This window comes from Pseudomonas sp. HMSC076A11, from assembly GCF_001810205.1.
GTDB classification, from domain to species: domain Bacteria; phylum Pseudomonadota; class Gammaproteobacteria; order Pseudomonadales; family Pseudomonadaceae; genus Pseudomonas; species Pseudomonas aeruginosa.
The window spans coordinates 1-23138 of sequence record NZ_KV800307.1 but is presented as its reverse complement, the minus strand read 5'-3'; the positions used below and the strand labels follow the sequence as shown (position 1 = coordinate 23138).

Here is a 23138-nt window from a genome sequence, read left to right as displayed (position 1 = left end):
GGAATTCAGGCTTGCGCGCCGGATAGCGCCGGCGCGTAGCCGATCATCTGTCGCAGCAGCGGGTCGGTGAACTGCTGTTGCCAGTCGTCCAGCTTGCCCCGAAGGTCGGGGCCGCTGGCCGGAACGATGGGGGCCGCGCGCGGCTGGCGAGGCGTCGGCGGGCAGGCGCCGAGCAGCCCGACGCACAGTGCCAGGGTGGGGAGCGAGAGTTTCGCTAGGGGCATCAGGCTTGCTCCGTGGGGATCTGGGGCGAGTTGCCGGTGCGCGGCGCCTTGCGCAACCGGAACAGGCGCCCGACCACCAGGAAGAACAGCGGTACCAGGAACACCGCGAGTACCGTGGCGGTGACGATCCCGCCGAGCACCCCGGTGCCGATGGCGACCTGGGCGCCGGAACCGGCGCCGCTGGAGAGCGCCAGCGGGACCACGCCGAAACCGAACGCCAGCGAGGTCATGACGATCGGTCGCAGGCGCAGGCGCGCGGCCTCCAGGGTCGCCTGCAGCAGGCTCATGCCTTCCTGGTAATGGTCCTTGGCCACCTCGATGATGAGGATGGCGTTCTTCGCCGAGAGGCCGATGATGGTGATCAGGCCGACCTTGAAGTAGATGTCGTTGGGCAGACCGCGCAGGCTCACCCCGAGCAGTGCGCCGAGTACGCCCAGCGGCACCACCAGGATCACCGCCAGCGGGATCGACCAGCTTTCGTAGAGGGCCGCCAGGGCGAGGAACACGATCAACACCGAGAGGGCGAACAGCGCCGGCGCCTGGGCGCCGGACAGGCGTTCTTCGAAGGACTGGCCGGACCACTCGTGGGCGATGCCCTCGGGCAGGCCCTGCATCAATTGCTCCATCGCCTGCATGGCTTCGCCGCTGCTGTAGCCCGGCGCGGCCTGGCCCTCGAGGTTGAACGAGGGATAGCCGTTGTAGCGGGTCAGTTGCGGCGGGCCGAGGGTCCAGGCGGCCTTGGCGAACGTCGCCAGCGGCACCATCTCGCCCTGCTCGTTGCGCACGTGAAGCCGGCCGATGTCGTCGATGCCCAGGCGCTTGGCGCCGTCGGCCTGGACCACCACCTTGCGCACCTGGCTGCCGTGCATGAAGTCGCCGATGTAGTCCGAGCCGAACATCACCGCCAGGGTGGTGTTGATCTCGTCCATGCTCACGCCGAGGGTCTCCGCCTTGCGCCGGTCGATGTCCAGGCGGATCTGCGGCGCCTCGCCCTGGCCGGCGAACATCACGTTGGCCAGACGCGGGTCCTCGGCGGCGCGCGCCAGCAACTGGTCGCGGGCCTTGACCAGGGCCTCGTAGCCAACCCCGCCACGGTCCTGCAGGCGGAAGTCGAAGCCGCTGGTGGAACCCAGGTCCGGCAGCGGCGGCGAGTTCATCGCATACACCGTACGGTTGGGCAGGCCGGCAAAGCGCTGGTTGATGCGCTCGACGATGGCGCCGACGTGCTGGCTGGCCTCCCGGCGTTCCGACCAGTCCTTCAGGGTGGCGAAGATCATCGCCGAGCTGGTGCCGTCGCCGTACAGGCTGAAGCCGCCGACCGCATAGGCGTAGGCCACCGGTTCGTGCTCCGCCAGGTAGCGCTCGACGTCGCCGACGTTGGCCATGGTCTCCGCCATCGGCGTGCCTTCGGGCTGCATCACCATGATCATGAAGTCGCCCTGGTCCTCTTCCGGCAGGAACGCCTGCGGCAGGCGCACGAAGAGCAGGGCGACCACGCCGATGACCAGGGCGTAGACCAGCATCCAGCGGATCGGCCGGGCGAGGATGCCGGCCACCGCGTTGCGGTAGCGTCCGGTCAGGCGCAGGAAGGCGCGGTTGAACCAGCCGAAGAAGCCGCGCTTCTCATGGTGGTCGGCGTCGATCGGGCGCAGCAGGGTGGCGCACAGGGCCGGGGTCAGCGACAGCGCGAGGAACGCCGAGAAGCCGATGGAGACCGCCAGGGTCACCGCGAACTGGCGGTAGATGTTGCCCACCGCGCCGCTGAAGAACGCCATCGGCACGAACACCGAGACCAGCACTACGGTGATGCCGACGATGGCCCCGCTGATCTGGCGCATCGCCTTGACCGTGGCGTCGTGCGGCGACAGGCCTTCCTCGGCCATCAGCCGCTCGACGTTCTCCACCACGATGATCGCGTCGTCCACCAGGATGCCGATCGCCAGGACCATGCCGAACATGGTCAGCACGTTGATCGAGAAGCCCAGGCCGAGCATCACCGTGAAGGTGCCCAGCAGGGCCACCGGCACCACCAGTGTCGGGATCAGGGTGGCGCGGAAGTTCTGCATGAACAGGTACATCACGGCGAACACCAGCAGCATCGCCTCGAGCAGGGTGCTGACCACCTTCCTGATCGAGATCTCGACGAACGCCGAGGTGTCATAGGGGATGTTGTAGCTCACGCCCTCCGGGAAGTAGCGCGACAGCTCGTCGAGGGTGGCGCGGATGCGCTTGGCGGTGGCCACCGCGTTGGAGCCGGGCGCCATCTTCACCGCCAGGCTGGTGGCGGTCATCTGGTTGACCCGCGAGACGAAGCCGTACTCGCTCTGGCCGAACTCGACGCGGGCCACGTCGCGCAGGCGGATCGCGCCGCCGTCGGCGCGGATGCGCAGCGGAATTTCGCCGAACTGCTCGGGCGTCACCAGGGTGTCGTCGACCTTCACCGTGGCGCTGATCGGCGCCGAGTCGGGGACCCCGAGGTTGCCGATGTCGCCCACGGTGAGGCGGGCGTTGTGCCGGCGCACGGCGTTGACCAGGTCGCTGGCGCTGAGGTTCATCGAGGTCAGCTTGGCCGGGTCGGGCCAGATGCGCATGGCGTACTCGGCGCCCCAGGTCTCGACCTTGCCCACGCCCTCCACCCGGCGCAGCGCCTGCAACACGTTGGACGAGGCGATCTCGCCCAGCTCCATGGCGTCGTAGCGGCCGCTGGAGGAGGTAAGGGTAACGATCAGCTGGATGCTGTCCGCCGCCTTCTCCACGTAGATGCCGTCGCGCCGCACCGACTCGGGCAGGCGCGACTCGACGATCTTCAGGCGGTTCTGCACTTCCACCGCGGCGAGGTCGGCGTTCACGCCCTGGCGGAAGGTCAGGGTCAGCGAGGCCTGGCCGGTGCTGCTGGTGGCCTTGGTGTAGAGCAGGCCGGGCGCGCCGTTCATCTCGCGCTCGATGATCGCGGTCACCGCTTCCTCGACCACCTTGGCCGAGGCGCCGGGATAGCTGGCGCTGACGTTGACCACCGGCGGCGCGATGTCCGGGTACTGGGCGACCGGCAGGAAGCGGATCGCCAGGACCCCGGCGAGCACGATCAGCAGGGAGATCACCCAGGCGAAGACCGGCCGGTCAATGAAGAAACGAGCCATTCGTAGCGTTCTCCGTCACTGGCCCGCCGGCGAGGCGGCCAGCGGTGAGGGGGCGTCGGCGCTGGCCGGCTGGCGAACCACCGCCTGGACGCTGGAGCCGGCGGCATGCTGGGCGGCGTTCTCGACGATCACCCGCTCGCCGCCCTTGAGCCCGCGGCTGATGATCCAGTCGCGGCCCTGCAGGGTGTCGGCGCGGACCTCCACGTCTTCCACCACGCCCTGTGGGTTGACCACCTTGACCACGGCGGACTGGGCGGTACGGATCAGCGCGTCGCGCGGGACGGTGATCGCCTGCGGGTTCACCGCGCGTTGCAAGCGCACCTGCACGTAGCCGCCGGGCAGCAATTCGCGATGCGGATTGCGGAACAGGGCACGCATGGCGATGGTGTCGGTGCCGGGGTCGACCGCCAGGTCGGAGAACAGCAGCTCGCCGGCCAGCGGGTACTCGCTGCCGTCGGCCAGGACCAGGCGCACGGCGATGTCCTTGTCGGCGACACCCTTCACCTGGCCTTCGCGGATCGCCCGCTGCATGGCGGCGACTTCGCCGGCCGGCTGGGAGAAGTTCACGTAGATCGGATCGATCTGCTCGACGCGGGTCAGCGGTGTCGGCGAGTCCTCGCCGACCAGCGCGCCTTCGGTGACCAGCGCGCGCCGCGCGCGGCCGTCGATCGGCGCGGTGACCGTGGCGTAGCCCAGGCGCAGGCGGGCCTGCTCCAGTTCGGCCTTGGCCGAGGCGATCTGCGCCAGGGCCTGGCGCGCGTCGGTCTGCGCTTCGGTGTACTCGCGTTCGCTGATGGCGCGGTCCTTGATCAGGTCGGCGTAGCGCTTGAGCTTGTCGGCCGCCGCCGCGTGGCTGGCCTCGGCCCGGGCCAGGGCGCCGCGGCTGATGTCCAGGGCCGCCTTCAAGGGCGCAGGGTCGATCTGGAACAGCACGGTGCCGGCGCGGACGTCCTGGCCTTCCTCGTACAGGCGACGGGTGACGATGCCGGCGACGCGCGCCCGCACTTCAGCCTGGCGGTACGCTTCCAGGCGTCCGGGCAGCTCGCTGGTGATGCCGATAGGCGCCGGCCTGGCGACGATCACGCCGACCTCGGCGGGGGCCTCCGCAGTCTTCCCGGCGTCCGCTGCTTCTTCGCAGCCCAGCAGGAATAGGGCGACCAGGGCCGCCAGCAGCCCGCGCAGCGAGCCGGTCCATTGGATGTGCATGGGTGTCCCTCGATTCGTGAACTCGCGAGCTTGCCCGGGAAAGGGCACCGCAACTCACGAGCGGCGCGACAGTAGCATATAATCAATCATGAGTGATTAATTAATTGGCGTTTCTGTAACATATCCTTATGATCTGCGGCGCCTTTCCCTTGTGAGGACGTTCAGTGGCCAGGAAAACCAAAGAGGAATCCCAGAAAACCCGCGACGGCATACTCGATGCCGCCGAGCGGGTTTTCCTGGAAAAGGGCGTGGGCACCACTGCCATGGCCGACCTGGCGGACGCCGCCGGGGTTTCTCGCGGTGCGGTCTACGGCCACTACAAGAACAAGAACAAGATCGAGGTCTGCCTGGCGATGTGCGACCGCGCCTTCGGCCAGATCGAGGTACCCGACGAAAACGCCAGGGTGCCGGCGCTGGATATCCTCCTGCGCGCCGGCATGGGCTTTCTCCGCCAGTGCTGCGAGCCCGGTTCGGTGCAGCGGGTGCTGGAGATCCTCTACCTCAAGTGCGAACGCAGCGACGAGAACGAGCCGCTATTGCGCCGCCGCGAGCTGCTCGAGAAGCAGGGGCAACGCTTCGGCCTCCGGCAGATCCGCCGGGCGGTGGAGCGCGGCGAACTGCCGGCGCGGCTGGACGTCGAGCTGGCCAGCATCTATCTGCAATCGCTCTGGGACGGCATCTGCGGCACCCTGGCCTGGACCGAGCGCCTGCGCGACGATCCCTGGAACCGCGCCGAACGCATGTTCCGCGCCGGCCTCGACAGCCTGCGCAGTTCTCCCTACCTGTTGCTGGCGGACGCCTGAGGGCGTCAATCGTCCGCCATCAGGTGCCTGCGCTGGTCCTCGGCGCCGGCGACCACCAGCCGCTGGGCGTCTTCCTCGCTGATGTGCAGGCGCTTGCCGTCGATGTAGAGCACCGACAGGCGCGCCTCGGCGTCGGTACCGATGCGCAGGCTGTCGACCGGCGCGCGATGCCGGCTGCCTTCGATCTCCACGCTGCAGATGCCTTGTTCCGAATCGATTTCGATGGACATGGGAACCTCCCGTTTTCTCCGCCTACCTTGGGTGGACCCCGGGCATCCGCGCGGGTTCTGTCACGGTAGCTTCACGCCAGCGTCACGCGCCTGCCACCGCGCTTGGCTGCAATCGTCCGCAGAGAGAGGGCGAGGCCAGCGGAGGACGACGCCATGCGGCTATGCGTGATTGGTGCGGGCTATGTGGGACTGGTGACGGCGGCCTGTTTCGCCGAGATGGGCAACCAGGTGCGTTGCGTGGAGCGTGACCGCGAGCGGGTCGCGCGGCTGAGACGCGGCGAGATGCCGATCTACGAACCGGGCCTGGAAAGCATCCTGCGCGACCAGCTGGACGCCGCCCGCCTGACCTTCACCGCCAGCCTGGCGGAAGGCCTGGCCGACGCCGAAGTGGTGTTCATCGCCGTCGGCACGCCGTGCGGCGAGGACGGCTCGGCCGACCTCAGCCACGTGCTGGCGGTCGCCGAGCAACTTGGCGCGCAACTGCGCCAGGCCTGCATCGTGGTCAACAAGTCGACCGTGCCGGTGGGCACCGCCGAACGGGTCGAAGAGATCATCCGCCTGGGCCTGGCGCGCCGGCGCAAGCGCTTCCGGGTGGCGGTGGCGAGCAATCCGGAGTTCCTCAAGGAAGGCTCGGCGGTGGACGACTTCAGGCGCCCGGACCGGGTCATCATCGGCAGCGCCGAGACGCAGGCCGGGGAAACCCTGCGCCAGCTCTACGCGCCGTTCCTGCGCAATCACGAACGGGTCCTGCTGATGGGGCGCCGCGAGGCCGAGTTCAGCAAGTACGCGGCCAATGCCTTCCTCGCCACCAAGATTTCCTTCATGAACGAGATGGCCGGGCTGTGCGCCCTCACCGGCGTCGACATCGAGGACGTGCGCCGCGGCATGGGTAGCGACAAGCGCATCGGTACCCATTTCATCTACGCCGGCTGCGGCTACGGCGGCTCGTGCTTTCCCAAGGACGTCCGCGCGCTGATCCGCAGCGCCGAGCAACAGGGCTTCGACAGCCAGATACTGCGTGCGGTGGAAGCGCGCAACGCGCGGCAGAAGGAACTGCTCTTCGAGACCCTCGGCGAACTGTTCCAGGGACGCTGGCAAGGGCGCACGGTGGCGCTCTGGGGGCTGGCCTTCAAGCCGGGTACCGACGACCTGCGCGAGGCGCCGAGCCTGGTCCTGCTGGAGGCGCTGCTGCGCCACGGGGTGCGGGTCAGGGCCCATGACCCGGTGGCCAACGCCGGGGTCGCGGCACGCTATCCGGACGCGCTGGCGTGCGCCCAGTTGACGCTCCACGACTCGCCCTACGCGGCCGTCGAGGGCGCCGATGCCCTGGTGCTGGTGACCGAGTGGAAACAGTTCCGCCAGCCGGACTTCCAGAAAATCCGTGGATCCATGCGAACTCCCCTGTTGGTCGACGGTCGGAATCTCTACGCACCGGCGCGGATGGCGGAACTGGGCTTCATCTACCAGGGCATAGGACGTCCAAGGGCCGGGCATTGTAAGGCGAGCGCAGCCTGATTAGACTGCGCGCCATCCGCATACTTCGTCCATGTCGAAGGATTCTCATGATCAAGAAATGTCTTTTCCCGGCCGCCGGTTACGGCACCCGTTTCCTCCCCGCCACCAAGGCCATGCCCAAGGAAATGCTGCCGGTGGTGAACAAGCCGCTGATCCAGTACGCGGTGGAGGAGGCGCTGGAAGCCGGCCTTTCCGAGATCGGCATCGTCACCGGCCGCGGCAAGCGTTCGCTGGAAGACCACTTCGACATCAGCTACGAGCTGGAACACCAGATCCGCAACACCGACAAGGAAAAGTACCTGGTCGGCATCCGTCGGCTGATCGACGAGTGCACCTTCGCCTACACCCGCCAGGTGGAGATGAAGGGCCTCGGCCACGCCATCCTCACCGGTCGTCCGCTGATCGGCGACGAGCCGTTCGCCGTGGTCCTGGCCGACGACCTGTGCCTGAACCTCGAAGGCGACAGCGTGCTGAAGCAGATGGTCAAGCTGTACAACCAGTTCCGCTGCTCCATCGTGGCGATCCAGGAAGTGCCGCCGGAAGAGACCAACAAGTACGGCGTGATCGCCGGCGAGATGATCCGCGACGATATCTTCCGGGTGAACACCATGGTCGAGAAGCCGAAGCCGGAAGAGGCGCCGTCGAACCTGGCGATCATCGGCCGCTACATCCTGACCCCGGACATCTTCGACCTGATCGAGCAGACTGAACCGGGCAAGGGCGGCGAGATCCAGATCACCGATGCCCTGATGAAGCAGGCCCAGGACGGCTGCGTGCTGGCCTACAAGTTCAAGGGCAAGCGTTTCGACTGCGGCAGCGCCGAGGGTTACATCGAGGCGACCAACTTCTGCTACGAAAACCTCTACAAGACCGGCAAGGCTCACTGAGCCTCGCCGTTCCCGATGAAGAACGCCGCGTCCCCGATGGGGGCGCGGCGTTTTTCGTATGAGGCGAACGGCCATGGGGGGTATCCGCCCTACCTGAGCTGTCGGCGGGCGTGGCGTTGTTGGCGTCGGGCGAATAACCCCGCCAGCCTGGCCTGGGCCACGCGGCGCCTCCGCGCCCGGTCAGGGAATCGGCAGCGCCTCGGAACCCGGGCCCAGCGGCTGGCCGTAGCTGAACTCCACATAGTTGCCCGCGGGATCGCGCAGGCCGCAGTAGTAGCCGACCGGATAGGGCTCGTCGCGCGGCGCCCAGACCAGGCAGCCGGCGGCCTCGGCGCGGCGCGCCAGATCGTCTACCGCGGCGCGGCTGGAGAGGGCGAAGCCGAAATGACTGTAATCGTCGCTGGCCAGGTTGCGCGGCTGGCCGCCGGGCATGATGACGAAGATGAAGCGTTGTTCCTGGCCGGGTTCGGCCATCCAGACGATCTGCGAGCCTTTGCCGGGGCGCCGGTGGATCACCCGCATGCCGCAGAAGGTTTCGTAGAAGGCGATGCAGGCGTCGAGGTCGGGGACGTGCAGCGCCAGGTGGGTGAGGGTGGGGGACATCGCGCTTACCTCCACGGACAAGCATAGCCCATCGCCTGCCAGGCCCTGCGCTGAGCCGTTTCGACAGGTTTCTGCGTCGATCCGGCGGGAGCCGACGCTGGTGAATGGGTTATGCTGGAACGCATCTGATCCAGGAGTAGGAACATGTCTTTCGATTTCGATCTGTTCGTCATCGGCGCCGGCTCAGGGGGCGTACGCGCCGCCCGCTTCGCCGCCGGCTTCGGTGCCCGTGTCGCGGTGGCGGAGAGTCGCTACCTGGGTGGCACCTGCGTCAACGTCGGCTGCGTGCCGAAGAAGCTGCTGGTCTATGGCGCGCATTTCAGCGAGGACTTCGAGCAGGCCCGGGCCTATGGCTGGAGCGCCGGCGAGGCGCAGTTCGACTGGGCGACCCTGATCGGCAACAAGAACCGCGAGATCCAGCGGCTCAACGGGATCTACCGCAACCTGCTGGTGAACAGCGGGGTGACCTTGCTCGAAGGTCACGCCCGTCTGCTCGATGCGCACAGCGTCGAGGTGGACGGCCAGCGCTTCAGCGCCAAGCACATTCTCGTCGCCACCGGTGGCTGGCCGCAGGTGCCGGACATTCCCGGCAAGGAACACGCGATCACCTCCAACGAAGCGTTCTTCCTCGAGCGCCTGCCGCGCCGCGTGCTGGTGGTCGGCGGCGGCTACATCGCCGTCGAGTTCGCCTCGATCTTCAACGGGCTCGGCGCCGAGACCACCTTGCTCTACCGTCGCGACCTGTTCCTGCGCGGCTTCGACCGCAGCGTCCGCGAGCATCTGCGCGACGAATTGGGCAAGAAGGGCCTGGACCTGCAGTTCAACAGCGACATCGCCCGTATCGACAAACAGGCCGATGGCAGCCTGGCCGCGACCCTCAAGGACGGCCGGGTGCTGGAGGCGGACTGCGTGTTCTACGCCACCGGGCGGCGGCCGATGCTGGACGACCTGGGCCTGGAAAACACAGCTGTGAAGCTGACCGACAAGGGCTTCATCGCGGTCGACGAGCACTACCAGACCAGCGAGCCGTCGATCCTCGCCCTCGGTGACGTGATCGGTCGCGTCCAGTTGACCCCCGTGGCGCTGGCCGAGGGCATGGCGGTGGCACGGCGATTGTTCAAGCCGGAGGAGTATCGCCCGGTGGACTACAAGTTGATTCCCACCGCGGTGTTCAGCCTGCCCAACATCGGCACCGTCGGCCTGACCGAGGAGGAGGCGCTGAGCGCCGGGCACAAGGTGAAGATCTTCGAGAGCCGCTTCCGGCCGATGAAGCTGACCCTTACCGACGACCAGGAAAAGACCCTGATGAAGCTGGTCGTGGATGCCCACGACGACAGGGTGCTGGGTTGCCACATGGTCGGCGCCGAGGCCGGCGAGATCCTCCAGGGTATTGCGGTGGCGATGAAGGCCGGGGCGACCAAGCAGGCGTTCGACGAGACCATCGGCATCCACCCGACCGCGGCGGAAGAGTTCGTCACCCTGCGCACGCCGACGCGCTGAGCCGCGTCTGAACGAAGAAGCCGGCCCCTGGGCCGGCTTCTTTCATTTTCGCGCTCAGCGCGAGGGGGCCTCGGCCAGCGCCGCCGCTGCGTCGTCGCGGCGCCTGGCGTAGCGTTGCGCGAGTACCGCGCAGACCATCAGCTGGATCTGGTGGAACAGCATCAGCGGCAACACCATCGGTCCCACCGCACTGGTGGCGAACAGCACCTTGGCCATGGGCACGCCGGTGGCCAGGCTCTTCTTCGAACCGCAGAAGACGATGGTGATCTCGTCTTCCTTGCTGAAGCCCAGGCGTCGCGCCAGCACCGTTGTCAGCACCAGGGCCAGGGCGAGGATCACGCAGCAGGCGACGGTCAGGCCGAGCAGCGCCAGCCAGGGTACTTCGTGCCACAGGCCCTGGATCACCGCGGCGCTGAAGGCGGTGTAGACCACCAGCAGGATCGAGCCCTGGTCGACATAGCGCAGCACCGGCTTGTTGCGCTCCACCCAGGCGCCGATCCAGCGCCGCAGGACCTGGCCGGCGATGAAGGGTACCAGCAGTTGCAGGGTGATCTTGCCGATGGCGTCCAGCGCGTTGCCGGTCTCGCCTTCGGCGCCGAGCAGCAGCTTGACCAGCAGCGGGGTAAGGAATACGCCGAGCAGGCTCGACACGGAAGCGCTGCATACCGCTGCCGGCACGTTGCCGCGCGCCAGCGAGGTGAAGGCGATGGAGGATTGCACCGTGGCCGGCAGGGCGCAGAGGAACAGGATGCCGAGGTACAGCTCCGGGGTGACCATCGGCGACAGTGCCGGTTTCAGCGCCAGGCCGAGCAGCGGGAACATCACGAAGGTGCAGGCGAACACCAGCAGGTGCAGGCGCCAGTGGGTCATGCCGGCGATGATCGCCTGGCGCGACAGCTTGGCGCCGTGGAGGAAGAACAGCAGGCCGATGCCGATGTTGGTCACCCATTCGAAGACCACGGCGGTCTGGCCGCTGCAGGGCAGGAAAGTGGCGAGAAGGACGGTGGCGATCAGCGCCAGGGTGAAGTTATCCGGAAGGAAACGCGGTCGGGACATGGGCACGCTCTGCAGGATCGGGGGAACACATGGCAGTCTTCTGGCTGCCCGGCGAACCTGCACTGTAGCCATGGGCTGGGCGACCGGCTAACGCCAGAAGGCCAGCCGATGACGCCGAATGGACAGGGCGGCCGCCGCGCCGCCCCGAGGGGCTCAGACGACGCTGGCCAGCAGCGGCTCGCTGACGCTGGGACGGACCTTGCCGGCATGGGGAGAGAACTCCAGGCGGACGGCGAGCACGGTGACCAGCGAGCGCAGCTTCTCCGCGATCACGCTGGCGCGGTGCTGGCTGAGGCCGGGGAAGGTCAGCAGCAGGCGGATCTTGTGGTCCTCGCGGTCGGCGCGAACCCGCTCCGGGGTGAAGGATTGCACGGCGAACAGGTTGAGCACCCGGCACAGCAGGTCCGGATCGGCCATGCCCTCGATATGGAAGATCGACAGGGTCTCGGTATCTGCGCAGGAGGTTTCCCAGACGTTCGGGCGGATCACCTGGCGTTCTTCGCCGTCAGGGTGTTTGGCCAGGAAAAGGGGGGCGAGGGTTGACATGTGACGCTCCAGGCAGTGTTTCGACGAGAGAAATTCTCCCAGAGGCGTGCCGGATTTTTTCTCCTGTTTTTGCGTGATTTTGCGCTATATGTGCATACTTGATTCCTATATTTTTCTTTGTAGGGAATATTTATGTCCATTCCATTGGATATCTACGATCAGCGTATTCTTGCGTTGCTGCAGGAGGAATCCTCGCTTTCCACCGCCGAGATCGCCGAGCGCATCGGACTTTCCCAGTCGCCCTGCTGGCGGCGCATCCAGCGCCTGAAGGAGGAGGGGGTGATCCGCAAGCAGGTGACCCTGCTCGACCGCAAGAAGATCGGCCTGAATACCCAGGTATTCGCCCAGATCAAGCTCAACGCCCATGGGCGCAAGAACCTCACCGATTTCGCCGAGGCGATGCACCAGTTTCCCGAGGTGCTGGAGTGCCACGTACTGATGGGCGCGGTGGACTTCATGCTGCGTATCGTCACCCGCGATATCGAATCCTACGAACGCTTTTTCTTCGAGAAACTGTCGGCGGTGCCGGGCATCCAGGAAGTGAACTCCATCGTCGCCTTGTCGGAAATCAAATCCACCACTACCTTGCCCCTGCTCGCTCCCTGAGCCTTCCCGGAGAACGCCTGCCCATGACCATCAGCAAGACCAAGTCCAGCTTCTACCGCCGCCTCTACGTCGCCTACCTGATCGACAGCGGCACCGCCAGCGTGCCGGAGATCATGGCCGCCACCGGCATGCCCCGGCGTACCGCACAGGACACCATCGCCGCGCTGGAGGAACTGGACATCGTCTGCGAGTTCGAGCAGCGGGAGGGTGCGCGCAACCACCAGGGCGGCTATGTCATCCGCGACTGGGGGGCGGTACGGCGGGAGTGGGTGGTCGAGCAGCATCGGCGAATCGCGGCGGCGCTGGAGTATCCGGCGGAATGAGCCACGCGCTGGCGGCCACAGGCATATAAAAGAAGGAGGGGCTCAAACTGCCTCCCCTCCCGAGCATGCGTTCTTCAGATGCCGCGCTGTTCCAGGGTGGCCTGGCGGGCGCGCTGGGCCAGCTCCTCGGCGGGCTGGACGCTGCTGCCGGCGGTAGGCGGCGGTGCCGGCATATGCGGCTTGAGGTAGGCCGCCAGGCTGACGCCGCAGTAGACCAGCAGGGCCATGGCGATCAGCGCCTTGTATGGGTCGATGTCGGATCGGCGCTTGCAGACCATACAGATATGCCCTTCGCTGGCTGGGCGTTCGCCACAGTTGCGACAGCGGATCATGCCTTCCTCCCGCCGGATTTTCCCGCCTGCCAGAACGCCAGCGAGGCTTCCTCGCGGGCCTGCTCGGCGCTCAGGCCGATATCCTTCAGTTCCGCCGCTTCCAGGTCCAGCAGCGCGCGCCGGGTCAGCTGGCGTTGCCGGGCCAGGCGATAGCCGCGACGCAGGGCCTGCGCCAGGTTGTCCATCGCGGCGAGTGGGAAGGGGCCATCGAGGCGTTGGCGGCGCTCGGATTTCGCACTGAGTCGCGTCATGCTGCGTACTCCATATTGATCGGCTGGACGACGGAGATAGAATGGCCATCGCGCGCTGTTCCGTACAGGTCCAGAAAAGGTGGGTTGACTGCATACAGATCAAGCGCTCCCCGGCCTGAATGGTGGATTTCGCCACCATCTGTACCGGTCCCGCTTTCGCTCACCCTGGAGTCCCGCTCATGACCCTTTATCTGCAACTCGCCGAGACCCTCGGTTCGCGCATCGAACAGGGCCTCTACCGTCCGGGCGACCGGCTGCCCTCGGTGCGGGCCATGAGCATCGAGCACGGCGTCAGCCTGAGCACCGTGCAACAGGCATACAGGCTGCTGGAAGATCGCGGGCTGGCCGAGCCGCGGCCGAAGTCCGGCTATTTCGTACCGGTCGCGCGACAGATGCCGCCGCTGCCGGCGATCGCCCGCCTGGCCCAGCGGCCGGTGGAAATCTCGCAATGGGAGCAGGTGCTGGCCCTGGTCAGCACGGTACCGCGGCCGGACGTGGTCCAGCTCGGCCGCGGCATGCCGGACATCTCCAGCCCTTCGCTGAAACCGCTGACCCGCAGCCTGGCCCGGCTCAACCGCCACGCCGACGCCCGTGCGCTGGCCTACGACGGGATCCACGGCTCGCCGTTGCTGCGCGAGGAAGTCGCCCGCCTGTTGGTGGACTCCGGCTGTCGGGCCACCGCCAGCGACGTGGTGATCACCACCGGCTGCCACGAGGCCCTGTCGGTGAGCATCCGCGCGGTGTGCGAACCGGGCGACATCGTCGCGGTGGAGTCGCCGAGCTTCCATGGCGCCATGCAATCGCTGAAAGGCCTCGGCATGAAGGCCCTGGAGATCCCCACCGATCCGGTCAACGGCATCAGCCTGGAAGCCCTCGAACTGGCGCTGGAACAGTGGCCGATCAAGGCCATCCAGGTGACCCCGAACTGCAACAACCCGCTCGGCTACATCATGCCCGAGTCGCGCAAGCGGGCGCTGCTGGCCCTGGCCCAGCGCTACGACGTGGCGATCATCGAGGACGATGTCTATGGCGACCTGGCCTACACCTATCCGCGCCCGCGCACCATCAAGTCGTACGACGACGATGGCCGGGTGCTGCTCTGCGGGTCGTTCTCCAAGGTCCTGGCGCCGGGCCTGCGGATCGGCTGGATGGTACCCGGGCGCTACGCCGACCGCGTGCTGCACATGAAGTACATCAGTACCGGCGCCAGCGCCCTGCAACCGCAACTGGCGATCGCCGAATTCATCGGCAACGGCCACTACGAGCCGCACTTGCGGCGCATGCGCGCCCAGTACCAGCGCGGACGCGACCTGATGATCGACTGGGTGGCGCGCTATTTCCCGGAGGGCACCCGCGCCAGCCGGCCCCAGGGCGGTTTCCTGCTCTGGGTCGAACTGGACGAGGCGTTCGACACCCTGCGCCTGGACAAGGCCTTGCGCAACCGCGGCGTACAAGTCGCGGTGGGCTGCATCTTTTCCGCTTCCGGCAAGTATCGGAACTGCCTGCGGATGAACTACGCGGCGTTGCCGACCCCGGCCATCGAGCAGGCGGTCAGGCGAGTAGGGGAGAGCGCTTGCGAGCTGCTGGAGCCTTGCGAGGCCTGAGCGACAGTCGTGCTTTCGACGCAGTCGACGATTGCGCAAATAGCAAATGCTAATCATTCGCATTGTTTGCTAGAGTTGCCTGACGCATGCATCCGCCGGCTCCACTGGGCGCCGGTCACCAGGAGACCATCGTCATGTCGCAACCCGCCTATCGTCTGTTCAATGTCGAACTCAAGCGCCGTGAGCAACTCAGCCCGGCGCTGACCCGCTTCGTCTTCGGCGGTCCGGAGGTCGCCGAGATGAAGACCCTTGCCGCCGACCAGCGGATCAAGATCTTCTTCCCCGATGCCAGCGGCCAGCCGCCCAGCCTGCCCGGCGGCAGCGAGTGGTACCAGGCCTATCGCAGCGTCGAGCCGGCCCGCCGGCCGCCGATGCGTACCTACACCATCCGTGCGCTGCGCGCCGAGCAGGAAGAGGTCGACGTGGAGTTCGTCCTCCACGGCGAGAACGGCCCGGCCTCGGCCTGGGCGACCCACGCGCGGATCGGCGACCGCCTGCAACTGGCCGCGCCCAACCGGCAATACGGCGATGACCCCGGCGGCTACGAATGGAAACCGCCGGCTGGCGTCCGCCATATCCTGCTGATCGCCGACGAAACCGCCTTGCCCGCGGTGGCGGGAATTCTCGAGGAGCTGGCCGGCGAAACCGAGCCGCCGGTGGTCGAGGCCTTTCTCGAAGTGCCGGGAGAAGCCGACATCCTCGACCTGCCGGCGATTCCCGCTGCGCGCCTGCACTGGCTGCCGCGCCACCAGGCCGGTATCCATTCGCGCAACGGCGAGCGGATGATCGAGGCGGCGCGCCAGGCGCGGCTGCCGGAACGCGAGGTGGCGGGTGGTGCGGCCCAGGAACTGGAGGACATCGATATCGACGAGGAGATCCTCTGGGAACTGGCGAGCCCCGAGAGCGGCAGTTTCTACGCCTGGGTCGCCGGCGAGTCGGCGGCGGTGATGGCGATCCGGCGCTACCTGGTGCAGGAGCGCGGTATCGACAAGCGTCATCTGACCCTGATGGGCTATTGGCGCCTGGGCAAGGTGTTCGACTGATGGGCCGCTTCGTCGGGAAACAGGCGGACGGCTACGAGACGCGGATCGGCCGCCTGTTGCCGGGCTACGAGTTGCTGCACCTGCTCAGTCGCGCGCAGTTGCTGGCCCGTCTGCCGGAACGGGCGCGCCTGCTCAGCGTCGGCTGCGGCGCCGGCGGCGAACTGGCGGAGCTGGCCGGGTTGCGTCCAGGCTGGCGTTTCGTCGCGGCGGACCTGTCGGCCGACATGCTCGCCCTGGCCCACCAGCGCTGCGCCAGGCTCGGCCTGCTGGAGCGGATCGAGCTGCACTGCGGCGACGTCGCCGGGCTACCGCCTGCGCCGCCTTGCGATGCGGCGCTGGTCCTGCTGGTGCTGCATTTCCTGCGCGGCGACCAGGCCAAGCGGCGCTTTCTCGAGGCGGTCGCCGAGCGTCTGGCGCCAGCGGCGCCGTTGCTGCTGGCCAACCTGATGGAAGCCCGGGACGCCTTCGAACGTCCGGTGCAGGCCGAGGCCTGCCGCTTGGCCGGGCTTTCCCCGGAGGACAGCGACGGCATGCTGCAACGCTTGCGCGAGGATTTCGATCCGTTGTCCGAGCAGCGCCTCGGCGAACTGCTGGAAGACACCGGCTTCGTCCTGCCCAGCCGCTATTTCCAGGCCGTGGGCTACCAGGCCTGGATCGCCTTCCGCGCCGGCTGAGGATGCCTCAGGCGAGGCGCGCCTGCGGCGTGATCTGGCGTGGGTCGGTCAGCAGCTCCAGCAGCGCCGGGCGTCCGCTTTCGCGGGCGCGGCGGAATGCGGCGGGGAAGTCGGCGCTGCATTCCACTCGTTCGGCGTGGGCGCCGAAGGCTCGCGCCAGGGCGACGAAGTCGGGGTTGTCCAGGCGGGTGGCGGATACCCGCCCGGGATATTCGCGCTCCTGATGCATGCGGATGGTGCCGAGCATGCCGTTGTTGACCACGATCACCACCGGCGTCGCGCCGAACTGCGCGGCGGTCGCCAGCTCCTGCGGATACATCATGAAACAGCCGTCGCCGGCGAAGCACACCACGCTGCGCTGCGGATCGCGCAGGCTGGCGGCGATCGCGGCGGGCAGGCCGTAGCCCATGGCGCCGTTGGTCGGCGCCAACTGCGTGCGGGCCTGGCGATAGCGGTAGAAGCGATGCACCCAGACGGCATAGTTGCCGGCACCGTTGGCGATCACCGCGTCGTCCGGCAGGTTTTCGCTGAGGTACGCGACCACGGACGCCAGGTCGACGCCCTGGACGGCGGGGTCGCTCGCGGCCGGGGTCGAGTAGGCCAGGTAATCGGCATGGGCGGCTTCGCGCCAGTCCTGCCAGGTGCTCGAGGGCAACGGCGCGAGGTCGGCCAGGGCCTCGGCGAAGGCACACGGGGTGGCCTGGATCGGCAATCGCGCCAGGTAGACGCGGTTCAGTTCCGCGCTGTCCGGATGCACGTGGATCAGCGTCTGCGCGGGGGCCGGACTACGCACCAGGCTGTAGCCAGCGCTCGGCGTTTCGCCCAGGCGCGCCCCGACCACCAGCAGCAGGTCGGCCTGGCGCAGCCGCTCCAATAGCGCCGGCGCCGCGCCGAAGCCCAGTTGTCCGGCGTAGTGCGGGTCACGGTTGTCGAACAGGTCCTGGCGACGGAACGAGGTGGCCACCGGCAGGCCATTGGCCTCGACGAAGGCGCCTAGCCGTTTCCTGGCGGCACTGTCCCAGCCGCTGCCGCCAAGTACCAGCAGGGGGGCGCCTGGCGTTCGCCAGCAGTTCGCGCAGTTCCGCCATCGCCGTGGCGCCCGGCCGCCCCGGAAGCACCCTTGGCTCCGGCGCATCGGCGACCTGCGCGAAACCGAAGAGGATTTCCTCGGGCAGGGCGACCACGACCGGGCCCGGTCGGCCCGAGGTGGCGACGCTGAAGGCGCGGCCGACGATCTCCGGGATGCGTTCGATACGGTCGATTTCCACGGCCCACTTGGCCAGGCCCGAGAACATCTGCACGTAGTCGACTTCCTGGAACGCCTCGCGGCCCTTGAAGGCGCTTTCCACCTGGCCGACGAACAGGATCATCGGCGTCGAGTCCTGCTGCGCCGTGTGCACGCCATTCGCCGCATGGGTGGCACCGGGGCCGCGGGTGACGAAGCAGATGCCTGGTCGGCCGGTCAGCTTGCCGTAGGCATCGGCCATGTTCGAGGCGGCACCCTCGTGGCGGGTGACGATGGTGCGGATGCCGTTGGCGTCGTGCAGCGCATCGAGCACCGGCAGGTAGCTTTCCCCGGGGATGCAGTAGACGGTATCGACGGCATTGCGCCGCAATGCCTCTACCAGGATCTGCCCGCCGTTGCGCTGGGGAAGGGAGTCGGACATGAGGGCCTCGCTGCGCACGTTGTGGTTGCCCCGATATTCGGCCCAAAGCGCGCCAGCGCCAAGCGACCTTTCTTCGCGAGTTCATTCCCGTGGCGCATGAACCCTCGTTCTTCGTTGCGGAGGAGGCCCCTTTCAGCGCTTCATCTGGACGAGAAGGGGACTGGAGCGTCATCGCAACGGGTCTCCTCTAGGCGGATCGGAGAGCGCGGTTTTCCGCTCGTTTCTCCATCTTCTCCTCAATTATGTCTATGTAACTATTTCCTCTAGCAAAAAGGATTGCTCTTACATTATTTATAAATTTTCTTTGTTAGTTTTTCCTCGAGCAGTGCTGTTTGGCGGCTTCCTGAGGGGAAGATTTTTGCTGGGGCGCTGAGATAGAGGACGAGTTTTTGTTTGGTCGTCGGTAAGTTTCGGCTTTTTGTCTTTTAGTCCGATGGGCAAGGGTACCAATGAGCAGGGAGGTTTTTAGGGTGAAATTTTTATCCGGTTTCTGGGAGCGCCGTCGTGCGAATGGCACTCCTCTAGTGTGTATCGAAGAGCGTGGCAGTGGTGCAGGCGAATTCTCGTCGGTGTCCCGTAGGGTTGAAACTGCTCCTGACGTACGTAGCGTTGCGTCTGCAGATTCGGAGCAGTGGATACATTCCCAGGAGTACGAGCTTCTTTCTGGAAGGATAAATGGCCCTATCGCCATCTGTCTGTCGAGGAACTACAAGAGGCCCGGCATAAGGATGCAATGTGGTTTCTTGGGAAGATGGGGTTCACGTACGGCTCCTCGCATTATCGCTACGAAGGTTTTGAAGGTAAGGTTTTGGAAGTAGGTAGTGGGCCGATCGGCTTTTTCGAGAAGGTCGAAGGCGTGACAGTGACTGCCCAGGACTCATTGATGGGGCTGTATGCAGAGAATCTTCCATTCTCGATTCTCGGGGAAAGAGGTTCTTCTTGTTATATAAGGGATGGTGTTGCCGATATAGAGAGTGCGTTCGATTTCGTCGTTTGCTCAAATGTGCTTGACCATACGGCCGACTGGATCCAGTTCCTGGTTGACTGTGTGGGCAGGTTGAGGACGGGCGGTGAGCTACTGTTGGTGACTGACTCTCGCGGAGTTCCAGCAATCGGGCATACACAGATATTCAGCCATGATCAACTGGTTCGTGTCTTGGAGTTGCTGGGAGCAAAGCAGTTCAAGGTGAAAGCCGTCGAGCGGGAGGATGGCGTTCACTGTGACTATCGTCATTATTTTCGGGTGGTTTTCTGAATTTCTCCGTGTCAATTGCTCTGCCTGGACGGGCGCTAGATTGGTATCGGCATTTCGGGGCTGGAGCCGGAAATATTGTGTTGGTGGCCAGTGGTTGGATGGTTTTGATTGAAAAATAAAATATTATGAAAGGGATTTTCATGAAGAAGTCTATGATTTCTTGTTTGTGTTTTGTGCTTCTTCTGCACTTTTTATTGGTTTCGAAAGTTGCGGCGGAAGTCTTTTGTGAGTCTTGTCTACAGGTGCGGGTGGAGCGCCCGCTAGTAGTTAGGGGTGGGTCTCACGAGCCTGGCCTGGATACTAAGTTTTATGTAATAAAGCTCTCTGAAAATTTATTCAGAGGCTACAGTTCCGGTGGTGGTGATGCTTACGCAATAACCGGGCCGGAGGCCTGGTCTATGGGCTGGCCTGCCAATAAGGTGTTAAGTAAAGGTGCCGCAGGGTCCTACAGCGAGTGTGGAGTATGGATAAATTCTCCGGTTAAGATCGGAGATGTCTATGTTGCAGCCGTGCATCAGGAGCAAAAGTGCGACTACATCAATGGTGGGCAGACGCACAAGTCAATGGGGGTATCGTTTTCTTATGATGGTCTATCTTGGGTTAATCCAATTACTGTGTTGACCAGCCCTGAGGCACCGAAGATGGGGACCCAATCTGGGGAGGGTGACTGTTCACTGGTTCGGGCCCCCGATGAAGGCTACCTCTATATGTATTGTTTCAGGCCGGGGCGATGGGATAATATCGTGGCGCGTGCTCCGGAGGCATCTTATATGTTCCCGTCAAGCTGGAGGAAATTATATAAAGGAAATTGGAGTGAGCCTGCGGTTGGTGGTATGGCAGATAGTTTGGGTACTATAGGGAGTAGTGTTGGGTATTGGCGGGCTGGACGTAAAGTTATTGCGCTTGATCTCGATCCATGGTTTGGCGGGATAAAGCTGTCATTGTCCTCGGATTATAAGAATTTTTTTACTCTTAAGGATCCTCTTGTTCCGTTTGTTAAAAATGATTGGGATCGAAATTTAATCGGGAAGTCAACTGACTTAATCGCATATGTGGGGGTCGTGAATCTACTTGGCGGTGAGAATCGAGTTGATAATTCTGGATGGGGTATCACCTATATTTATATACCGCATGGAGGAACGCTAAAGGAAAAGTATCTCGTCTTTCAAGGGGTTAACATGAAGGTGGTTAGTGAACCTCAACAGGCTTCCGTAGGTTTGGCTCTTACCCGCTGGGAGCACAGGAGTGGGAAATACAGAGTTACTACTCTGCCTGTGGTGAGACAATCCGAGTACACCGAGCGTAATCGTATCGCATATCTCCTGACTCGTCCTGTCGTTGGTATTGAAACGCTTGAGGTGGAGGAGTGTGTGAATAGACAGGATCCCGATGATTATCTCGTGACTGATGCAGGAGGATGTGACGGGAGCGGACATGATCGAATCGCCACTATCGGCTGGGTGTATAAATACCCACAAAAAAATACGGTCCCTATTTATCGCTGTTACTCTCCGCTTGGCGAAAATCATTTTCTATCATCGAATGCAGGGTGTGATGATTTGGGAAGCTTGGAATGGAAGCTTGGATATGGTTTGAAGTAAGGCAAAAATTTTCGATTGCCGCTTCAGTTGTTTCCACCTGTTCTTACGAGCTATTGGTTTGTAGCCCCCTGCAAGAGGCTGTCTGCCGAAATCATGCCGTCCGGCGTGCAGCGACTGACATCGATCAAATCAGCCACCACTTGAACAGGAAGAAGAACGCCATGCCCAGCAGCATGCTCGCCAGGGTATTGCGGGTATAGAGCACTAGCGCCACGGTGACTGCGCCGCTGACCAGGTAGGGATTGTCGTAGCCGAGGTCGATGCGGCCCTCGGGCATGAACACGATCGGGCCGCAGATCGCGGTGAGCATGCCGGGCACGGCGAAGCCGAGGAACTGCCGCAGGTTGCTGCCGAGGCGGATCGGCAGGCGCGGTTCGAGGAACAGGTAGCGGTTGAGGAAGACGATCGCACCCATCCCGAAGATCACTGCCCAGACCATGGCGCCTCCCGATACAGCTTGTTGCAGACGAAGCCGGCGGCCATCCCGGCGAGACCGGCGAGGACCAGCGCCGAACTCCATTGCCAGTGGCTGAACAGCACCGAGCAGAACAGCGAGGTGGCCACGCAGACCAGCGTCGGTACGTTGCGCACCAGCGGCGCGACCAGCGCGATGAAGGTGGCGGCGATGGAGAAATCCAGGCCCAGGAGTTCGAGACCGGGAATGCTGCGGCCAAGCAGGATGCCGGCGAGGGTGAACAGGTTCCAGGCGATATAGAAGGTCAGGCCGACGCCGAGGGCGTACCAGCGGTTGAAGTTGCGCCGGTCGTGCTGGCTGGCGAGGGCGAAGAACTCGTCGGTGAGCAGGAAGCCCAGGCCGATCCGCCAGCGTCCCGGCAGAGGTGACAGGACCGGCCGCAAGCTCATGCCGTAGAGCAGGTGCTGCGAGGTCAGGAGGAGGGTGGTGAAGATGATCGAAAAGAACCCGGCACCGCCCTTGAGCATGCCGATCGCCACCAACTGGGCGGCGCCGGCGAAGACGATGGCGGACAGGCCCTGGCCCTCGGCCGGGGTGAGGTTGGCTTCGATGGCCATCGATCCCGCCAGCAGCCCCCAGGGCGCGACGGCCAGGGACAATGGAAGGATGGCGACGGCGCCGCGGAGAAAGGCTTGGCGGGGCAGGTCGTGGGCAGTCATGGGGGCATGGCGGTGGTGAACGTCGGTCCAGCATGCCAGCAGGCGCATCGGGCTGGCTTGAACGATCTTGCTCTTCGTATCCGTTATCCACGCAGGCGAAAGCGGCCGGTGTCCTTCCTTATATAAGGAGGACGGGCAGGGCAGGCGGCGGACGAGCGAGGGCCGCTCGAGGGCGCTGCGAAGAATCGAGGGAGAGAAGAACCGGAGCGGAGCTAACGCGGATGCTGACCGATCTTGTGGCCGCGGAACTTGGCGCCGAGGGACGGCTGGTAGGACATGGAACACCCGGTTTATTGCTGTTGTAGGGTTGGCACAGCTTAGCCTTGTTCAATTTTTCGTACAACGGAGCCTGTAAAATATCTGCTGCACCAGGTTGAACACCTTGCCTGGCCTGGCTTTGGCCGCTTTCGCGATGCGCTGGAAGGCCCTGTCTACGGCCATTTCGCCGGCCGCGAGGGCGATGAGAGGGCTATTGACAACAAATTGGCTTTCCGATTGACTCTGGCTCCAGCCCCCGCATGATTGAAATTTTTAACAAAAAAGGTGTTGCATCATGTCGGTACCCCTGCGTGCCGTTCAGCTCACTGAGCCGAGCCTGTTCCTTCAGGAACATCCCGAGGTCCAGTTCGTCGACCTTCTGATTTCAGACATGAATGGCGTGGTTCGCGGCAAGCGAATCGAACGCAACAGTCTGCCCAAAGTCTTCGAAAAAGGTATCAACCTTCCCGCTTCCCTGTTCGCCCTCGATATCACCGGCTCCACCGTAGAGAGTACCGGCCTGGGTCTCGACATCGGCGACGCCGACCGGATCTGCTACCCGATCCCCGGCACCCTCTCCATGGAACCCTGGCAGAAGCGCCCGACCGCGCAACTGCTGATGACCATGCATGAGCTGGAAGGTGATCCCTTCTTCGCCGACCCCCGCGAAGTCCTGCGCCAGG

General features: G+C 64.8%; 22 protein-coding genes and 2 pseudogenes. 12 read left to right on the top strand and 12 right to left on the bottom strand.

All coding sequences use genetic code 11. The features are described 5' to 3' along the window. Positions 1-5 precede the first annotated feature (5 nt). Genes HMPREF2716_RS14865 through mexX form a run of 3 tightly spaced genes read right to left on the bottom strand, consistent with a single transcriptional unit; the run spans position 6 to position 4567 of the window. A complete protein-coding gene (locus HMPREF2716_RS14865) occupies positions 6-224 on the bottom strand; it encodes a hypothetical protein (protein WP_003113507.1) in 219 nt (72 codons plus the stop codon). Further along, positions 224-3361: a multidrug efflux RND transporter permease subunit MexY gene (mexY, locus tag HMPREF2716_RS14860; protein ID WP_061193841.1), complete on the bottom strand. Its 3138-nt coding sequence runs from the start codon at positions 3359-3361 to the stop codon at positions 224-226. The genes HMPREF2716_RS14865 and mexY overlap by 1 nt, the downstream gene beginning before the upstream one ends. A gap of 15 nt (positions 3362-3376) precedes the next feature. Continuing rightward, positions 3377-4567, bottom strand: coding sequence for a multidrug efflux RND transporter periplasmic adaptor subunit MexX (gene mexX / locus HMPREF2716_RS14855; protein ID WP_003118551.1), 1191 nt, complete (start codon positions 4565-4567; stop codon positions 3377-3379). A 164-nt stretch (positions 4568-4731) separates the two neighbouring features. Here mexX and amrR point away from each other — a divergent pair, with 164 nt between their 5' ends. Then, entirely contained in the window at positions 4732-5370 is a 639-nt protein-coding gene (gene amrR / locus HMPREF2716_RS14850) for an efflux pump transcriptional repressor MexZ (RefSeq protein WP_019682680.1), read from the top strand. A gap of 5 nt (positions 5371-5375) precedes the next feature. Here amrR and HMPREF2716_RS14845 read toward each other — a convergent pair whose 3' ends face one another. Then, on the bottom strand, positions 5376-5600 hold the full coding sequence (locus HMPREF2716_RS14845) for a DUF3203 family protein (protein WP_003088627.1): 225 nt from the start codon (positions 5598-5600) through the stop codon (positions 5376-5378). Positions 5601-5753: 153 nt separating this feature from the next. Between HMPREF2716_RS14845 and HMPREF2716_RS14840 the strand changes: the two genes are divergently transcribed. Beyond that, positions 5754-7115: a UDP-glucose 6-dehydrogenase gene (locus HMPREF2716_RS14840; protein ID WP_016253509.1), complete on the top strand. Its 1362-nt coding sequence runs from the start codon at positions 5754-5756 to the stop codon at positions 7113-7115. 47 nt (positions 7116-7162) lie between these two features. Beyond that, positions 7163-8002, top strand: a complete 840-nt coding sequence (galU, locus tag HMPREF2716_RS14835; protein WP_003088639.1) for a UTP--glucose-1-phosphate uridylyltransferase GalU — start codon at positions 7163-7165, stop codon at positions 8000-8002. Positions 8003-8182: 180 nt separating this feature from the next. Here the strand turns inward: galU and HMPREF2716_RS14830 are convergent, their stop codons facing one another. Further along, positions 8183-8605 (bottom strand): VOC family protein, encoded by a 423-nt coding sequence (locus HMPREF2716_RS14830; RefSeq protein ID WP_003100368.1) that lies wholly within the window; start codon positions 8603-8605, stop codon positions 8183-8185. Positions 8606-8749: 144 nt separating this feature from the next. Here HMPREF2716_RS14830 and gorA point away from each other — a divergent pair, with 144 nt between their 5' ends. Beyond that, complete coding sequence (gene gorA, locus HMPREF2716_RS14825; protein ID WP_003100366.1) at positions 8750-10105, top strand: glutathione-disulfide reductase; 1356 nt, start codon at positions 8750-8752, stop codon at positions 10103-10105. A gap of 54 nt (positions 10106-10159) precedes the next feature. Here the strand turns inward: gorA and HMPREF2716_RS14820 are convergent, their stop codons facing one another. Further along, positions 10160-11161: a bile acid:sodium symporter family protein gene (locus HMPREF2716_RS14820; RefSeq protein ID WP_003100363.1), complete on the bottom strand. Its 1002-nt coding sequence runs from the start codon at positions 11159-11161 to the stop codon at positions 10160-10162. A 153-nt stretch (positions 11162-11314) separates the two neighbouring features. Continuing rightward, positions 11315-11707, bottom strand: a complete 393-nt coding sequence (locus HMPREF2716_RS14815; RefSeq protein ID WP_003088646.1) for a hypothetical protein — start codon at positions 11705-11707, stop codon at positions 11315-11317. A 132-nt stretch (positions 11708-11839) separates the two neighbouring features. Here HMPREF2716_RS14815 and HMPREF2716_RS14810 point away from each other — a divergent pair, with 132 nt between their 5' ends. Both HMPREF2716_RS14810 and HMPREF2716_RS14805 read left to right on the top strand, forming a co-directional pair. Beyond that, positions 11840-12313: an Lrp/AsnC family transcriptional regulator gene (locus tag HMPREF2716_RS14810; protein ID WP_003100361.1), complete on the top strand. Its 474-nt coding sequence runs from the start codon at positions 11840-11842 to the stop codon at positions 12311-12313. A 23-nt stretch (positions 12314-12336) separates the two neighbouring features. After that, positions 12337-12636: a winged helix-turn-helix domain-containing protein gene (locus HMPREF2716_RS14805; protein ID WP_003118549.1), complete on the top strand. Its 300-nt coding sequence runs from the start codon at positions 12337-12339 to the stop codon at positions 12634-12636. A gap of 74 nt (positions 12637-12710) precedes the next feature. Here the strand turns inward: HMPREF2716_RS14805 and HMPREF2716_RS14800 are convergent, their stop codons facing one another. Together HMPREF2716_RS14800 and HMPREF2716_RS14795 are read right to left on the bottom strand one after the other, a co-directional pair. Then, positions 12711-12968 carry a hypothetical protein gene (locus tag HMPREF2716_RS14800; RefSeq protein WP_003100357.1) on the bottom strand — a complete coding sequence of 86 codons (258 nt, stop codon included), beginning with the start codon at positions 12966-12968 and terminating at the stop codon, positions 12711-12713. Beyond that, on the bottom strand, positions 12965-13219 hold the full coding sequence (locus tag HMPREF2716_RS14795) for a DUF1127 domain-containing protein (RefSeq protein WP_003100355.1): 255 nt from the start codon (positions 13217-13219) through the stop codon (positions 12965-12967). The genes HMPREF2716_RS14800 and HMPREF2716_RS14795 overlap by 4 nt, the downstream gene beginning before the upstream one ends. 179 nt (positions 13220-13398) lie before the next feature. Between HMPREF2716_RS14795 and HMPREF2716_RS14790 the strand changes: the two genes are divergently transcribed. From HMPREF2716_RS14790 to HMPREF2716_RS14780, 3 genes are all read left to right on the top strand, one after another. Then, complete coding sequence (locus HMPREF2716_RS14790) at positions 13399-14823, top strand: aminotransferase-like domain-containing protein (protein WP_003100354.1); 1425 nt, start codon at positions 13399-13401, stop codon at positions 14821-14823. Between the two features lie 134 nt (positions 14824-14957). Further along, positions 14958-15866: a siderophore-interacting protein gene (locus HMPREF2716_RS14785; RefSeq protein ID WP_003100352.1), complete on the top strand. Its 909-nt coding sequence runs from the start codon at positions 14958-14960 to the stop codon at positions 15864-15866. Next, positions 15866-16540, top strand: a complete 675-nt coding sequence (locus HMPREF2716_RS14780; RefSeq protein ID WP_023126083.1) for a class I SAM-dependent methyltransferase — start codon at positions 15866-15868, stop codon at positions 16538-16540. Before HMPREF2716_RS14785 ends, HMPREF2716_RS14780 begins: the two co-directional genes overlap by 1 nt. A 7-nt stretch (positions 16541-16547) precedes the next feature. Here HMPREF2716_RS14780 and HMPREF2716_RS14775 read toward each other — a convergent pair. Then, positions 16548-18207 (bottom strand): annotated as a pseudogene (locus tag HMPREF2716_RS14775) (thiamine pyrophosphate-binding protein). 733 nt (positions 18208-18940) lie between these two features. On the opposite strand from HMPREF2716_RS14775, the gene HMPREF2716_RS14770 reads away from it, so the two are divergent. Together HMPREF2716_RS14770 and HMPREF2716_RS14765 are read left to right on the top strand one after the other, a co-directional pair. Next, positions 18941-19462, top strand: coding sequence for a class I SAM-dependent methyltransferase (locus tag HMPREF2716_RS14770; RefSeq protein ID WP_003113514.1), 522 nt, complete (start codon positions 18941-18943; stop codon positions 19460-19462). Positions 19463-19602: 140 nt separating this feature from the next. Next, on the top strand, positions 19603-21063 hold the full coding sequence (locus HMPREF2716_RS14765; RefSeq protein WP_043493434.1) for a hypothetical protein: 1461 nt from the start codon (positions 19603-19605) through the stop codon (positions 21061-21063). Between the two features lie 124 nt (positions 21064-21187). On the opposite strand, the gene HMPREF2716_RS14760 is transcribed toward HMPREF2716_RS14765, so the two are convergent. Both HMPREF2716_RS14760 and HMPREF2716_RS14755 read right to left on the bottom strand, forming a co-directional pair. Continuing rightward, positions 21188-21502 carry an AzlD domain-containing protein gene (locus HMPREF2716_RS14760; protein ID WP_003088669.1) on the bottom strand — a complete coding sequence of 105 codons (315 nt, stop codon included), beginning with the start codon at positions 21500-21502 and terminating at the stop codon, positions 21188-21190. Continuing rightward, the gene (locus tag HMPREF2716_RS14755) at positions 21487-22197 is read right to left on the bottom strand and encodes an AzlC family ABC transporter permease (protein ID WP_043493433.1); all 711 of its coding nucleotides are present in this window, start codon (positions 22195-22197) and stop codon (positions 21487-21489) included. The genes HMPREF2716_RS14760 and HMPREF2716_RS14755 overlap by 16 nt, the downstream gene beginning before the upstream one ends. Before the next feature lie 553 nt (positions 22198-22750). Here HMPREF2716_RS14755 and HMPREF2716_RS14750 point away from each other — a divergent pair. Continuing rightward, positions 22751-23138 (top strand): annotated as a pseudogene (locus tag HMPREF2716_RS14750) (glutamine synthetase); the annotation flags it as partial.

Bases quoted from the DNA above. Each gene is read 5' to 3' on its own strand.
- HMPREF2716_RS14865 (WP_003113507.1), bottom strand. From the start codon at position 224: ATGCCCCTAGCGAAACTCTCGCTCCCCACCCTGGCACTGTGCGTCGGG.
- mexY (WP_061193841.1), bottom strand. From the start codon at position 3,361: ATGGCTCGTTTCTTCATTGACCGGCCGGTCTTCGCCTGGGTGATCTCC.
- mexX (WP_003118551.1), bottom strand. From the start codon at position 4,567: ATGCACATCCAATGGACCGGCTCGCTGCGCGGGCTGCTGGCGGCCCTG.
- HMPREF2716_RS14845 (WP_003088627.1), bottom strand. From the start codon at position 5,600: ATGTCCATCGAAATCGATTCGGAACAAGGCATCTGCAGCGTGGAGATC.
- HMPREF2716_RS14840 (WP_016253509.1), top strand. From the start codon at position 5,754: ATGCGGCTATGCGTGATTGGTGCGGGCTATGTGGGACTGGTGACGGCG.
- galU (WP_003088639.1), top strand. From the start codon at position 7,163: ATGATCAAGAAATGTCTTTTCCCGGCCGCCGGTTACGGCACCCGTTTC.
- HMPREF2716_RS14830 (WP_003100368.1), bottom strand. From the start codon at position 8,605: ATGTCCCCCACCCTCACCCACCTGGCGCTGCACGTCCCCGACCTCGAC.
- gorA (WP_003100366.1), top strand. From the start codon at position 8,750: ATGTCTTTCGATTTCGATCTGTTCGTCATCGGCGCCGGCTCAGGGGGC.
- HMPREF2716_RS14820 (WP_003100363.1), bottom strand. From the start codon at position 11,161: ATGTCCCGACCGCGTTTCCTTCCGGATAACTTCACCCTGGCGCTGATC.
- HMPREF2716_RS14815 (WP_003088646.1), bottom strand. From the start codon at position 11,707: ATGTCAACCCTCGCCCCCCTTTTCCTGGCCAAACACCCTGACGGCGAA.
- HMPREF2716_RS14810 (WP_003100361.1), top strand. From the start codon at position 11,840: ATGTCCATTCCATTGGATATCTACGATCAGCGTATTCTTGCGTTGCTG.
- HMPREF2716_RS14805 (WP_003118549.1), top strand. From the start codon at position 12,337: ATGACCATCAGCAAGACCAAGTCCAGCTTCTACCGCCGCCTCTACGTC.
- HMPREF2716_RS14800 (WP_003100357.1), bottom strand. From the start codon at position 12,968: ATGATCCGCTGTCGCAACTGTGGCGAACGCCCAGCCAGCGAAGGGCAT.
- HMPREF2716_RS14795 (WP_003100355.1), bottom strand. From the start codon at position 13,219: ATGACGCGACTCAGTGCGAAATCCGAGCGCCGCCAACGCCTCGATGGC.
- HMPREF2716_RS14790 (WP_003100354.1), top strand. From the start codon at position 13,399: ATGACCCTTTATCTGCAACTCGCCGAGACCCTCGGTTCGCGCATCGAA.
- HMPREF2716_RS14785 (WP_003100352.1), top strand. From the start codon at position 14,958: ATGTCGCAACCCGCCTATCGTCTGTTCAATGTCGAACTCAAGCGCCGT.
- HMPREF2716_RS14780 (WP_023126083.1), top strand. From the start codon at position 15,866: ATGGGCCGCTTCGTCGGGAAACAGGCGGACGGCTACGAGACGCGGATC.
- HMPREF2716_RS14770 (WP_003113514.1), top strand. From the start codon at position 18,941: ATGTGGTTTCTTGGGAAGATGGGGTTCACGTACGGCTCCTCGCATTAT.
- HMPREF2716_RS14765 (WP_043493434.1), top strand. From the start codon at position 19,603: ATGAAGAAGTCTATGATTTCTTGTTTGTGTTTTGTGCTTCTTCTGCAC.
- HMPREF2716_RS14760 (WP_003088669.1), bottom strand. From the start codon at position 21,502: ATGGTCTGGGCAGTGATCTTCGGGATGGGTGCGATCGTCTTCCTCAAC.
- HMPREF2716_RS14755 (WP_043493433.1), bottom strand. From the start codon at position 22,197: ATGACTGCCCACGACCTGCCCCGCCAAGCCTTTCTCCGCGGCGCCGTC.